Below are 12,670 nucleotides of genomic sequence, written 5' to 3'. Positions count from 1 at the left end.
AGGCCGAGCTGCGCCGGCGAGGCGGCTGACCGCGCGGACCGCCGGCGTACAGGAGAAGAGACAGCTGGATTGGACGAGATCTTTTGATCCTCGTCTTCGTCGGCCCGCGCCTCACCCGGCAGCCTTCACATCCAGCCAGTAGTTCTGGCCGTAGCGGCTGTCCCAGCTCGAGCCGCCCGTGTGATCGGTGTTGTTGAACCACAGCTCGATCCGGCTGGTGTTCGCGGGCACCTCCACCTCGCACGCTCCTGAGGAGACGTCGCCGGCTCCCTCCTGCAGGCTCGGATGAAACCGGAGGTGGGCGAGGATGCTCCACGCCCTCCGCCCGTAGCGCTCCGACCGGTGATGAGGCAACCTCTCCGTGGCGTATTCGATCCGCAAGGACTCGCCGGATCGAACGTCGCCGTGCTGCTGATGAGACCAGTCCGACGAGAAGCTCACTGTAGCCATTGTCTCTCCTCACTCCCCACCTACCCCACCTAAGACGCGCCCGGGGGCGCCGTCCATGGGACTTTGGTCCCATGGCGCCCGGGGCGGGCTCTACGCGGGGCGGAGCCCTACCTGGACCGGTACGTCTTCTACGGCGGCGCCGACGACACCCGCGGCTGCTCGGAGTGCGGCTGCGGGGCGCCCGAGGGCGCGTCGTGCACGATCATGGCCTCGGTCTACAGCGACGGGGCGTGCGCGGACCAGATCGCATCCAGCCTCGTCAGCTCCATGGCGTCGATGCCCGGGCGGCGCACTTTGCAGGTCCAGAACCGGCGAATCGCAGCGTGCCCCGGCGCCGTGCGCGGCGCGACGGCGGGGGTGTGGGTCGGACGGTCCGCGCGGTCAGCCGCCACGCCGGCGCAGCTCGGCCTTGAGCTCGGCGATGCGCCGCTCCGCGGACGCGCGGGCGGCCTGCTCCGCCTCCGCGCGCCGGTGCTCCGCCTCTGCGCGCCGGCGCTCGGCCTCCGCGCGCCCGCGCGCGGCCTCCTCGGGGGTGAGGACGAGCTCTGCACCGTCGGGGGTGCGGGCGAGCCGGAGCGCCGCCGGATGGCCCGTGGCCGGGACGACGACCCAGTGCAGATCGAGCACCGTGCACGGGCTGCGCTCCCCCTCGACGACCCGCTCGACCAGATCGCCGTCGATGCGGTCCCAGACCCGCAGCCGCTCCCCGGGCGCGGCCTCGGGGCCGAACGCGACGAGCTCCATCACACCGAGCTCGTGGTACTTGCCGAGCTTCTCCGTCCAGATCTGCGGATCCGCGTCGTGCTCGCTCACGATCTCGACGGCGAGCTCGGGCGCCCCGCGCTCCCACGTCTTCCACGAGCCGAACGGCGTGTCCGGGGTGCCGAGCCGGACGAACGCGTCCGGCGCAAGGCACCGGCTCGGGTTGGACGCGGACCAGTAGACGAACTGGCTGGATCCGATCGCCGCTCGATCCGAGAAGGCCTTGAGCACGAGATAGAGCAGCGTCCTCATCTCAAGGTGGCGCTTAGTCTCCGGCACGAGGGCCTCTTCCGGGAAGTGGAGCGGCGAGGGCGTGCGAACGTGACGGAGACGACGCGCGTGCGCGGCGGGTTGCATGGGGGGAGTATGGCCTCTCCCCGGCCGGACTGTGCGGAACAGCCATCGCCGGGGCGGCTCGAACGGTCACGCCCAGATACACCCGCGTCGCGAGGGGGGGATCCCCGGACGAGTCGCGCTCCCGGAACAGGTGCTTACCAGGTCCGCCGCGCCGCCGCCTACCTGCGCTGGACGTCGATCGCCACTGACGATGTTCTCCGGCTCCAGATCGCGGTGCGTGGTCCCCGCCGCGTCACAGAACTCCGCTCGTACCGGGACGGTCGCCTGAAGCCGTGACATGTCACGCCCACGAACCGTGACATGTCACGCCCTCGAACCGTGACATGTCACGCCCTCGAACCGTGACATGCCACACCCGATACCCTGCTGGCCTTCCCGCAAACCGAGGACGTCGCTACACTGCCTCTCACCATGAGACAGCTTCTCGGTGCATCTTCAATCCTTCTCTTCTCCATCCTCGCGGCCTGCGGCGAGTCCGGCGAGCCCCCCGCCAACCCGGGCGAGAGCGGCTCCGGCGGCGACAGCTTCGGCGGCGGAATCGACCCCGATGGCGGCTTCGATCTCACCCCCTGCCGCGACCTCCCGTCGGCCGCCATGACCGTCGACTTCTCGGGCGACGGCGAGCGCCTGCTCGTCGGCGATATGCTCGGGACGAGCGCGATCGACACGCGGACGTGGGCCGTCGAGCGCACCGCGGCGGATCACCGCGGCACGGTCTACGGCGCCGCTCTCTCGTCGGACGGCCGCGTGGCCGCGAGCTTCGGAGAGGACGAGGTCGTGCGAATCTGGGACGCCCCGTCCGGCAAGCGCCTCGCCGAGAGCCCGAAGATCGCCGGCATCACCGCGTTCGCCCGCTCCGAGGAGGGCGGCGTCATCCTGGTTGGGTTCGGCGACGGCACCGTCAAGGCGCTCGACCCCGCCTCGTGGGAGGAGCGCTGGTCGGTCGACGTCGGCGAAGGCCCTGTCGCGCCCCTGATCGCGTCGCCGCGCGGCAGCCTCTTCGCTCTTGGCAAGGACCGCGGCACCCAGCTCCGCGACGCCAGAGACGGGAGGCTCGTCGGGGAGACGACCTTCGGCGACCGCGTGGGCGCCTTCTCCCCCGATGGGACGCGCCTCGCTTGGGCCGAGGACGACGACGTGATCGTCTTCGAGGCCAAGGAGGGTATCCCGGAGCGCGCGGAGGTGCGGGCGCGCGACGTCGTCCAGGCCCTCGCGCTGGGCCCTGACACCGGCGCGGTCTACGTCGCCCACCCGAGCCACATCGAGCGGCTCGCCCTCGAGGGCGGCGCGGTCGAGATGGAGTATCCCGCCACGTTCTCGCCGCGCCAGCTCGCCGTGTCCCCCGACGGCTCGCGCCTCGCGGTCGCGTCGCAGAGCCTCCACGTCTACGACACCGGCTCGGGCGAGGTCATCTACGAGCGGTTCGCCAACGGCTTCGTCTGGAGCCACGACCTGGACAGGACACGACCCTACGTCGCGTTCGCGGGCGTGGGGCAGCCCGCCGAGGTGTGGGACTACGAGACGGGCGCCCGCCTGCGCGTCTTTCCGAGGCCGCCTGGCAACCAGCACCTCGTCGCCTTCCACCCTTCCGGCGAGCTGCTCATCAACCATGACGGCGTCGGTCGCTACTACGACCTCGAGGAGGGCGATCCGACGCGGACCGTCACCTATGAGACGGACGAGGACCTGCCCACGACCTCGTCCTCGGACCCCGAGTGGTCGGGAGACCTCAGGATGTCCCCCGACGGCACGCTGATGCTCGGCACCCACGACGCCAACACGAGGGGGATCTTCCGGGTATTCGACGCCGCGACCGGCGCGCGCGTCGCCACCTTCCCCGGCTTCGAGGGCAATCAAACAGCCTGGGTCTGGTCTCCGGATCAAAGGCTCATCGCGGTCGCTGGGTTTGCCGCGAGCGACGACTCCGCCATTCCCACGACGTACACGGGCATCGCCGTCCGCATCCACGACGCAGCGACGCGCGAGGTGCTCCACGAGCTCGTCGGCCACGAGCACCCGGTGCGGACGCTCGCCTTCTTCCCCGACAATCAACGCCTCGCCACCGCCGATGAGCGGGGCAGCATCCGCTTCTGGGACGTCCAGACCGGCGAGCTGATCGAGGAGTTCCTCGAGCGGAGCAGCGGCGGCGCAGGCGACATCGACATCCACGACGGCGAGATCGCCCTCTCGCCCGACGGCCGCTACCTGGCGAGCGCGGCGGCGAACTGGGGCCTCACCCCCGGTCACACGGGCACGATCACGATCTTCGACATCGAGAAGCATGAGCCTGTTCGTCGCCTGTACTCCTTCGCCGAGGCGAACATGGGGAACGTGAGCTTCTCCCCCGACGCGCGTCACGTCATCGTGGGCGGCGTCCCCGGCGTGCGCGTGTATTGCCTCGGTGACTCCCCCGCGTCTCCCTCTCCTGCTCCCCCGCCGCGCTGAGACGGCGTAGCCGACGATGGTCCCTCGTCGTCGATGGCCCCGCAGGAAGCCGGGGGACGCGCCGCCGAAGTCGCCGTCGCGGCCCCGCTCGCCTATGCCGTGTCGCGCTCCCGGAACAGGCGCCTACCAGGTCCGCCGCGCCGCCGCCTGCCTGCGCGCGGCCCCCCCGCGCCGCCGTGGCGACCCGCTCAGTAGGGCGTCGCGCAGACGTTGTAGCCGCACCCGTGGACGAGGAAGGCGCCGGCGACGGCGTTCCGCACCCCCCCGAAGGTCGCGACCGCCGCCCCCGTCTCGATGTCGTAGAAGACGCCGTCGCCGCGCGAGTAGAAGACCGTCGCCGAGACCGGCTGAATCCCGTAGTAGTCCTCGGTGTCGACAGGGAGCCTCGGCAGCGACGGCGTGCCGACGACGTTGCCCAGCTCGTCGTAGATCGTCGATGCCTTGTAGTTCCAGCGAGGCGTGTTGCGATCCTGGACGTAGGTCTGGACGAGCACGCGGGTATCGTCGACCCAGCCGACCGCGCAGCCGGGCACCGCGTTGACGAGCGCGCTGCCCTCGTAGATCTGCGTGAACCCGCAGCCATTCTCGGCGAGATCATCGGTCACGACGAAGTGGCGGCCGTCGGGGGAGACGAACGGCGTCGGCGCACGCCTGGTGTCCTGGAAAACCACCGATTCGCCCGACCAGTCGCTCACGATGCGCTGGTACCTGGTGGTGCTCGAGGCGTAGGTGCGACCGAGCACGGCGCCATCGAGGGACATCGAGAAGTCCATCGCCCGCACGTCGCGCGACAGCGAGGCGCGCTCCGCGCCGTCCGGCAGGGAGAAGAGCCGGAGAGAGTAGTCCACGACGCTCGACGCGGCGCCATAGGCACGCGCCGCGAGCAGGCTGCCGTCCGCCGAGAGCATCACCTTTGAGGTGAAGAACGGGATGGCCGCCCAGGGCCCCGCGTCGAGCGCGGCCGTGTCGTAGATGAAGGTCTTCCCCGAAGACGTCGCGACGGCCGCATGCCCCGATCGAGAGCCTCCGAGGGCGGTGATCCAGCCGCAGCCGAGCAGCCCCGGATCCTCCGGATCGGTGAGGATGCCCTTCAGCGAGATCACGCCGTACGAGCTCGAGGCCACCCAGCGCAGGTCCTGGTCGATGTGGATGCTGGTGTTGTAGATCATCGGCATGTCGTGCTCGCTCCGGGTCACCTCGGCGCCGCCCAGATCGATGACGTCGAGCTCCGGCCATTCTCCGCGGAGCATGCCGATCGCGCGCTCGTTCGGCACGAGCTTGTAGTCGCTCCCGTAGGCGTACTCGGCGGCGGGGACGACGCCGCCCCCGACGCGATAGATCGTGAGCGGGTAGCCCGATCTGCTGTCCTCGAAGGTCCAGAAGTAGTCGCGCGTCCCCCCGAGATTACGGGTCGACGGCAGGTTGACGATGCTCTCCTGGGTCGCGGCCTTCGAGTACACGCGCACCGTGGTGCCGGTGGTGGTGAGAAACCGCTCTCCATCCTGGAACCAGGCGTGGAACGTGCCCGAGAAGGCGGGGGTGACCGTGGGAGGCGAGCCGTCGGCGGGGAGCACGATGACGCCGTGGTCGCCCCCCACTGCGATGCGCAGCGCGTCCGGCGCCGCGTAGAGGGCTCCGTGGTAGCTCGCCGCCACGGACCAGCGCTCGACCCCCGCGGTGCTCCAGAGGGTGATGATGTTGCCAGAATACCTGCGCGTCCAGACGTAGCTCCCGTCGGTCGCGAGCCCCGCCTCGTCGTACTCCGCGGTGACGGAGGCCAGCAGGGACCCGTCGGCGGCGCTGCGCAGCTCGAAGGCGTGCTGAGGGTCCGTCTGGATCAGCACGATGTCTCCGCGGAGCTCCACGCCCCCCGGCAGCTCGCGCGGCGGGGCTCCTGACATCGGATCATCGAAGAAGGTGCCGCCCGGCGCGTGGCCGTCGGCGATGGCGGCGCGGGCGTCCGTATCCCAGAGGATCCAGCGATCGTAGTCCCAGCCCAGGACGCGGTTTCCGGAGAGGAAGAGCCGGGAGAGGTGTTTGTGGTGACCGATATCGAGAAAGGCGTTCGGAGAGCCGAGCGCCAGGCGGCCGGTGCCGCACGGGCCCAGGGCGGCGCCGGAGCCGCCGGAGCCGCCGGTGCCACCGGCGCCGCCGGTGCCTCCGGTGCCGCCGAGGCCGCCATCACCGCCGGTGCCGCCAAGGCCGCCACCGCCGCCGGTGCCGCCCTCCGCGCCGGTCGCCGTCCCGGGAGCAGCTCCGCCGGAGCCCCCTCCCCCCGCGTCGGAGCAACCGAGGAGAGCGACGAGAGGTGCCGCGACAAGATCGAGCCGTTTCATGTGCATGGTCTCATGGATGCCGCCGATGCCATCCCCGTTCATCGCCGAGCCAGCGCGCGGCACGCAAGCACATGCGGGGAGCAGCCATCGCCGACGCAGCTCGAACGGTCAGGCCCAGATGCGCCCGCGCCGGAAGGGGGGATCCCCCGACCCCCTGCGCGCCGCGCTGGCCTCCCTAGGACCAAGGTCCCATGGCGAGGCCCGGCGCTCGATTCTACAAACGGCCGGCCCGCGACAAACGGCCGGCCCTGCGACGGTGCGCGGAGGCATCGATTCACTTGCCCCGGAGAGGAAGCCATGACGACCAGCGTGACAGTCCCCGAGGACGACACCTTCTACCATCCGCCACAGTCGCTGCTCGAGGGCGAGCACGGCGAGGTGATCTGGTCCCGCCCGCTCTCGGGCGAGGCGGCGATCGCGTCGGCGCGGCTCAACCAGCTCGTGCTCTACCGATCGAGAGATGTCCACGGCAAGCCGATCGCGGTCTCCGGCATCGTCGCGCTGCCTCGCAAGCCCGCCCCGGAGGGCGGCTATCCGATCGTGAGCTGGGCGCACGGGACGGTGGGCTGCGCGGACACGTGCGCGCCGTCGCGCGACACGGTCACGTCGCCGGCGCACCCCTGGAACGAGTACCCGCACGGGCTCCTCAGCGCGTTCCTGGACAGGGGCTGGGCCGTGGCGATGACCGACTACGAGGGGCTCGGCACCGACGGGCTGCACCCGTACCTGCTCGGCGAGTCCCAGGCGCACGGCATCCTCGACATCGCGCTCGCCGCGCGCCGGCTCTTCCCCGCGGAGCTCTCGAGGAAGCTGGCGATCGTGGGCCACTCGCAGGGCGGCCAGGCGGCGCTGTTCGGCGCGCACCACGCCCCGATCTGGACGCCCGATCTCGACCTGCGCGGGGTCGCGGCGATGGCCCCTGCCTCTGGGGTCCACCTCCTCGTCGCCGCCGGCACCACCCTGGACTACGCGCAGCCGGGCTTCGCCTTCACCGCGCTGTTCCTGGCGGGCGCCATCGCCGGCAACCCGAACATCAATCCGGAGGAGCTCCTCACGGTGAAGGCGTACAGCGTGTGGCACCACATCCACGAGCGGGCGCGCGTCGAGCTGGCCAAGGAGGACTCCTGGGGCGGGCTCAAGGGGAACGAGCAGCTGCGCCCGGAGCCGAACCCCAGCAAGAAGGCGTTCTTCGACCAGCTCGAGCTGATGAACCCCGCCCTCCGCATCCTCGCCCCGATCCGGATCTCCCAGGCCGCGAAGGATCAACGCATCCGGGCGGACTTCACGAGGACGCTCCACCACCAGCTCGCCGCGCTGAACGGCCCCGTCAACGTGACCTACAAGGAGTACGAAGAGGTCTCCGCGACGCACGATCCGGTCGAGCTCGGCTTTCACTTCGGCCTGATGGACACGGACCTCCCGAGCCTGACGAGGTGGCTGGAAGAGCGGTTCGCCGACGCCGAGCCGGAGGCGCCGACGGCCAGCCCCCGGTAGCGGCCGGGCGGCCCGCGGGAGGCCGCGGCGGGCGCGGGCCGGGCTCGGCGTCGAGGCCGCCTCGGGGCTGTCAGGCGGAGCGGCAGCACGCCACGGCCGAGGAGCTGCGGGCGGCGCCGGCAGGGGAGCTCATGGCGGCCTCGGAGGCACCGGGGCCAGCTGGGGGCGCGCTCCCCGCGCTTGCCGCCCGCCCACGCTTTCACCTACCCTCTCGCCCATGGCCAACCCCACCGCGCTCCTCGAGACCTCCCTGGGCAACATCAAGATCGAGCTCTACGTCGACAAGATGCCCGTCACCGCCGGAAACTTCCTCAAGCTCGCGAAGAGCGGGTTTTACGACGGGCTGCACTTCCACCGCGTCATCGACGGCTTCATGCTCCAGTTCGGCTGCCCGCACAGCCGCGATCCGAAGAGCCGGCTGGCGGGCACGGGCGACGGGCCCGACGGCTGCATCAAGGACGAGCACCCGGCCGGCGCCAAGCTCTCGAACGAGCCCGGCACGCTCTCCATGGCCAACACGGGCTCCCCCAACAGCGGCTCGTGCCAGTTCTTCATCAACACGGTCCACAACGCCTACCTCGACTGGTTCACGCCCGGCCCCTCGAAGCACCCCGTGTTCGGCCGCGTGATCGAGGGCATGGACGTCGTGCACAAGATCGAGAAGTCGCCCACCGACGGGAGCGACCGGCCCGTGACGCCGATCCGCATGAACCGCGTCGTCGTGCAGGACGCCTGATCCGCGCGGCCGCGGTCGCGGCGCGCGCTTCCCGCCCCATCCCCCCAGCCCCGAGACTCGGCGCCGGCTCCGCGCTCTCGTAGCGCCTCGTGAGCCAGCCCTTCCCGACACATCACATCGTCTGCCTGCGACGCGCCTATGGGACCAAGGTCCCATGGCGCGATCCCAGCTCCCGGGACTAGATCCAGCGGGCCGCGCGACGGTGCGCGGAGGCATCGATTCCCATGCAGGGATCGCGCCCTTGAGCGCGCTGCCGCCCGGGACGTGCGCTCCGCCGGCCGCGGCGCGCGCGGTCCATCTCCCCAGCTTTCACGGGAGCGCGCCTCGGCGCGCCAGACGAGCAACCATCGAATTCCAAGGAGGCGAGTCCATGACGAGCAACAGCACGCCGATCATCAACACAGTAGAGGGCCCGGTCCAGGGCGTCGTCGAGAGCGAGATCCTCGTGTTCAAGGGCATTCCATACGCCAGGCCGCCCGTGGGCGACCTGCGCTGGAAGGAGCCCCAGCCGGTCGAGCGCTGGAAGGAGACCCGCAAGGCCGACACCTTCGGCCTGGCCTGTCTCCAGCCCACCTATCCCTCGATGGATGGCGCGGGCAGCGTGGGTCCGCAGAGCGAGGATTGCCTTTACCTGAACGTCTGGACGAGCGGCGTGGACCCCGGCGCGCTCAAGCCCGTCATGGTGTGGATCCACGGCGGCGCCTTCAAGATCGGCGTCGGCAGCGACAAGATCTACGGCGGGGGTCCGCTGGCCAGGAAGGGCGCGGTGGTGGTGACCTTCAACTACCGCGTGGGCCTGCTCGGGTTCTTCGCCCATCCGGGCCTGGACAGGGAGCTCGGGCCGGTCAACTTCGGCCTGCTCGATCAGATCGCCGTGCTGGAATGGGTGCAGCGCAACATCGCGGCGTTCGGCGGCGACCCGGGCAATGTCACGATTTTCGGTCAATCCGCGGGGGCCGAGAGCGTCCTTGCCCTGTTCGCCTCCCCGCTCTCGAGGGACAGGAGCCCGGCCCTGTTCCACAAGGGCATCGCGCAGAGCCCCTATGCGATCCCGGAGCAGACCCGGGTGAAGGCGTCGGAGCTCGGCGTGAAGGTCGCCTCCGGGCTGTTCGGGCTCAATGGCGCGCAGGCCACGGCCGAGGAGCTGCGGGCGGTGCCGGCCGAGAAGTTCAGCGAGAAGTTCATGCCGACCCCGGAGAACCCGCGCGGCCAGGTGCCGTTCCTGGGGCCGAGCCCGGTGCGCGGCGACACGGTCCTGCCGACGGGGCTCAGGGCGACCTTTGAGGCCGGCGAGCAGGCGAAAAAGCCGCTCATCGTCGGCACCAACAGCGACGAGGCGAGCGTCCTCGACGCGTTCGGCATGAACCCGGCGGAGATCATGCAGATGATCATCGACGCGGGCGGGGAGGACGCCGAGAACGCGCTGGAACAGCTCAAGGGTCTTTACCGCAGCGACCCCGAGGTGACCGAGGAGGACCTCAAGGACCCGAGCCGCTTCGCCGGCCTGGTGCTGCGCGACATGCTGTTCACCGCGCAGGCCCGGTGGCTCGCGGACAAGCACTCGAAGGCGGCCGAGACGCGGTGGTACTACTTCAGCTACGTGCCCGAGGGGGACCGCCAAGACCAGCCCCACGGCGTCCCGCACGGCGGCGAGATGATCTTCCCGTTCGGGGGCATCAAACCCAGGTTCACCGCGGCCGATCGGGCGATGTCCGAGAAGGTCAGCAAGTACTGGTTCTCCTTCGCGAGCAAGGGTACGCCGGAGGGCGACGTGGCGTGGCCCAAGCACGAGACGGGGGGGTTGCTCATGCGCGACAAGACCCTGAAGCTCGGCGAGACGATCGAGGTCGCGTACGACTTCAGGAAGATGCGCCTCGACGCGCTGATCGCGCAGTACCCGAAGCTCGAGGCGGCGCTCGCGGCGGGCGCTGGATCGGGCGGCGGGCCGCGGTAGGGAGCTAGCCGACTCGCTCCCGCGCTGCGCTCGGTGCTGGTCCGGCACGACGTTCACGAGATCGGGATGAAGGACGTCGCGGACCTCGAACCGCCAAGAACGCCAAGAAGAGAATCCTATCTCGGCGTCCTTGGCGCCTCGGCGGTTGATTTCTCGCTCGCCCTTCAGCCGCCCACGGAGGCGAGGCTCTTGGGCTCGAGGCCGCCCTTCTTCACGATGAAGGCGGCGATCTCCTCGACCCCCTTGTTCGCCTTCAAGTTGGTGAAGAGGAACGGCCTGTCGCCCCGCATCTTCCGGGCATCCCGGTCCATCACCTCGAGGCTCGCGCCGACCATGGGCGCGAGGTCGATCTTGTTGATGATGAGCAGGTCCGACCGGGTGATCCCGGGGCCGCCCTTGCGCGGGATCTTGTCGCCGGCCGACACGTCGATGACATAGAGGGTCAGATCGGCGAGCTCCGGCGAGAAGGTCGCCGCCAGGTTGTCCCCGCCGGACTCGACGAACACGAGGTCGAGCGGGGCGAGGCGCTGCGCGATCTCGCGGACGGCCGCCAGGTTGATCGAGGCGTCCTCGCGGATCGCCGTGTGGGGGCAGCCGCCGGTCTCCACGCCGACGATGCGCTCGGGGCTGAGCGCGCCCGAGCGGGTCAGGAACTCGGCGTCTTCCTTCGTGTAGATGTCGTTGGTGACCACGGCGACGCGCCACTCGTCGCGCATGCGCTTGCAGAGGCGATCGACGAGCGCCGTCTTGCCGGAGCCGACCGGCCCTCCGATACCGACGCGGAGGGGACCGTGAGTGCTTGCTGTCATGATCGAAACAACCTCGTGTGTTGGGTTTCGTGGTGCATCGACGAGAGATCGACCCCCGGCGTCGCGGCGCCGATGCGGTCGAGCGGCGTGTCGCGGGCGCGCCGGGCGGCGTCGACGATGATCGGCTGGAGCGCCGCCACGACGCGCTGGCCGTCCGTCTGGCCGAGCGGGACCAGGCGGATGCCCGCCGAGACGAGGCTGGAGCCGAAGGCGTGCAGGTACGCCGTCAGCGTCGGGTCGAGCGGGACACCGTGCGCGGCCGCGGCGAGCCCGACCGCGACCGGGAACGGGGCCTCGCCGGCGTGGCGCTCCGCGAAGGCGTCGAGGCGCGGGTGCGGCCAGGCGGCGCGCGTGATGGCGAGGAACGCGGCCCCCTGCTGCGCGCTCTCCAGCGCGAGCTCGCGGGTGCCCCGGAGCGCCGCCCCGAGCTCGGCCACCTCGTCGAGCTCCCGGTCGTGCTCCGCGCGGTAGGCGGCCGCGAGGAGGGCCGCGTCGACCCGGCCAGAGCCCTCGCCGAGGATCGCCGCGACCCAGACCCGGAGCTGCTCGGCCGTGCGCAAAAGGCCTGCCTCGACCGCCCACTCCAGGCCGTGGCTGTAGCTGAAGCCGCCGACCGGGTAGGCCGGCGACATCCAGCTCATCAGGCGATAGAGCGCGCCCTCACCCACGGCGATCACCTGTGTCCGCGCCCGTGATCGTGCGAATGCCCGTGTGCGTGGGGGTGTCCATGATCGTGAGCGTGCCCGTGATCATGGTCGTGCGAATGCTCGTGAGCATGGGAGTGCCCATGATCGTGGGAATGGGCGTGGTCATGCTCGTGAGCATGAGAGTGCCCGTGCCCATGGGAATGCCCATGTTCGTGAGCGTGCGAGTGCCCATGCCCGTGAGGCGCCTTCTGGTCGTACGCGCCGCGCTCCGGCGTGAACGGCGCGCGGAGCGGCGTCGCCTCGGCGCCGAGCCCCCGGACCATGTCGACGATCACGTGATCGTACCGGATGAGGATCCGCGCGCCGTCGAAGGCGGCCGGGATATGACGGTTGCCGATGTGCCAGGCGATGCGCGGCAGATCCGTCGCCTCGCGGCACGTGACCGCGACGAGCTCCTCGTCCGCCGCGCGGACCAGGAGCCAGCCGCCGTCCTCGAGGCGAAGGCCGTCCCCGTCGCCGAGCACGGTCGCCTCCGGTAGATCGAGCAGGAATTCCCACCCCGCGTCGGTCGCGAGCCGGATCCGCCGGCGGTGTCGGTCGTCGTAGGCGAGCGTCACGCGCGCCTCGGCGGCGGTCTCGGGCGTGCTCCCGCGGGGGATGACCTGGATGGCGCGTCGCAT

General features: G+C 70.7%; 10 protein-coding genes. 4 read left to right on the top strand and 6 right to left on the bottom strand.

Translation table 11 applies throughout. The features are described 5' to 3' along the window. Positions 1-111: 111 nt before the first annotated feature. Together WMF33_RS13530 and WMF33_RS13525 are read right to left on the bottom strand one after the other, a co-directional pair. A complete protein-coding gene (locus tag WMF33_RS13530) occupies positions 112-450 on the bottom strand; it encodes a DUF6209 family protein (protein WP_437337524.1) in 339 nt (112 codons plus the stop codon). Between the two features lie 381 nt (positions 451-831). After that, the gene (locus WMF33_RS13525) at positions 832-1,491 is read right to left on the bottom strand and encodes a Uma2 family endonuclease (protein WP_437337523.1); all 660 of its coding nucleotides are present in this window, start codon (positions 1,489-1,491) and stop codon (positions 832-834) included. 489 nt (positions 1,492-1,980) lie between these two features. Here WMF33_RS13525 and WMF33_RS13520 point away from each other — a divergent pair, with 489 nt between their 5' ends. Then, positions 1,981-4,014, top strand: a complete 2,034-nt coding sequence (locus WMF33_RS13520; protein ID WP_437337522.1) for a WD40 repeat domain-containing protein — start codon at positions 1,981-1,983, stop codon at positions 4,012-4,014. Positions 4,015-4,202: 188 nt separating this feature from the next. Here WMF33_RS13520 and WMF33_RS13515 read toward each other — a convergent pair whose 3' ends face one another. Beyond that, positions 4,203-6,350 carry a hypothetical protein gene (locus tag WMF33_RS13515; RefSeq protein WP_437337521.1) on the bottom strand — a complete coding sequence of 716 codons (2,148 nt, stop codon included), beginning with the start codon at positions 6,348-6,350 and terminating at the stop codon, positions 4,203-4,205. A 297-nt stretch (positions 6,351-6,647) separates the two neighbouring features. On the opposite strand from WMF33_RS13515, the gene WMF33_RS13510 reads away from it, so the two are divergent. From WMF33_RS13510 to WMF33_RS13500, 3 genes are all read left to right on the top strand, one after another. Beyond that, a complete protein-coding gene (locus WMF33_RS13510; RefSeq protein WP_437337520.1) occupies positions 6,648-7,844 on the top strand; it encodes a lipase family protein in 1,197 nt (398 codons plus the stop codon). 217 nt (positions 7,845-8,061) lie between these two features. Beyond that, complete coding sequence (locus WMF33_RS13505) at positions 8,062-8,580, top strand: peptidylprolyl isomerase (protein WP_061629217.1); 519 nt, start codon at positions 8,062-8,064, stop codon at positions 8,578-8,580. 370 nt (positions 8,581-8,950) lie between these two features. After that, on the top strand, positions 8,951-10,534 hold the full coding sequence (locus tag WMF33_RS13500) for a carboxylesterase/lipase family protein (protein ID WP_437337519.1): 1,584 nt from the start codon (positions 8,951-8,953) through the stop codon (positions 10,532-10,534). A gap of 164 nt (positions 10,535-10,698) precedes the next feature. Here the strand turns inward: WMF33_RS13500 and ureG are convergent, their stop codons facing one another. The 3 genes from ureG to WMF33_RS13485 are packed head-to-tail and all read right to left on the bottom strand — an operon-like array spanning position 10,699 to position 12,670. Then, entirely contained in the window at positions 10,699-11,343 is a 645-nt protein-coding gene (ureG, locus tag WMF33_RS13495) for an urease accessory protein UreG (protein WP_437337518.1), read from the bottom strand. Next, a complete protein-coding gene (locus WMF33_RS13490) occupies positions 11,340-12,020 on the bottom strand; it encodes an urease accessory protein UreF (RefSeq protein ID WP_437337517.1) in 681 nt (226 codons plus the stop codon). The genes ureG and WMF33_RS13490 overlap by 4 nt, the downstream gene beginning before the upstream one ends. After that, positions 12,017-12,670, bottom strand: a complete 654-nt coding sequence (locus WMF33_RS13485; protein WP_437337516.1) for an urease accessory protein UreE — start codon at positions 12,668-12,670, stop codon at positions 12,017-12,019. The genes WMF33_RS13490 and WMF33_RS13485 overlap by 4 nt, the downstream gene beginning before the upstream one ends.

The organism is Sorangium sp. So ce394 (genome assembly GCF_051474665.1).
Classification (GTDB): domain Bacteria; phylum Myxococcota_A; class Polyangia; order Polyangiales; family Polyangiaceae; genus Sorangium; species Sorangium cellulosum_D.
The sequence above is the reverse complement of the archived record's forward strand: the minus strand, read 5'-3'. Positions and strand labels throughout refer to the sequence as shown.

Bases quoted from the DNA above. Each gene is read 5' to 3' on its own strand.
- WMF33_RS13530 (WP_437337524.1), bottom strand. From the start codon at position 450: ATGGCTACAGTGAGCTTCTCGTCGGACTGGTCTCATCAGCAGCACGGC.
- WMF33_RS13520 (WP_437337522.1), top strand. From the start codon at position 1,981: ATGAGACAGCTTCTCGGTGCATCTTCAATCCTTCTCTTCTCCATCCTC.
- WMF33_RS13515 (WP_437337521.1), bottom strand. From the start codon at position 6,350: ATGAAACGGCTCGATCTTGTCGCGGCACCTCTCGTCGCTCTCCTCGGT.
- WMF33_RS13510 (WP_437337520.1), top strand. From the start codon at position 6,648: ATGACGACCAGCGTGACAGTCCCCGAGGACGACACCTTCTACCATCCG.
- WMF33_RS13505 (WP_061629217.1), top strand. From the start codon at position 8,062: ATGGCCAACCCCACCGCGCTCCTCGAGACCTCCCTGGGCAACATCAAG.
- WMF33_RS13500 (WP_437337519.1), top strand. From the start codon at position 8,951: ATGACGAGCAACAGCACGCCGATCATCAACACAGTAGAGGGCCCGGTC.
- ureG (WP_437337518.1), bottom strand. From the start codon at position 11,343: ATGACAGCAAGCACTCACGGTCCCCTCCGCGTCGGTATCGGAGGGCCG.
- WMF33_RS13485 (WP_437337516.1), bottom strand. From the start codon at position 12,670: ATGCGACGCGCCATCCAGGTCATCCCCCGCGGGAGCACGCCCGAGACC.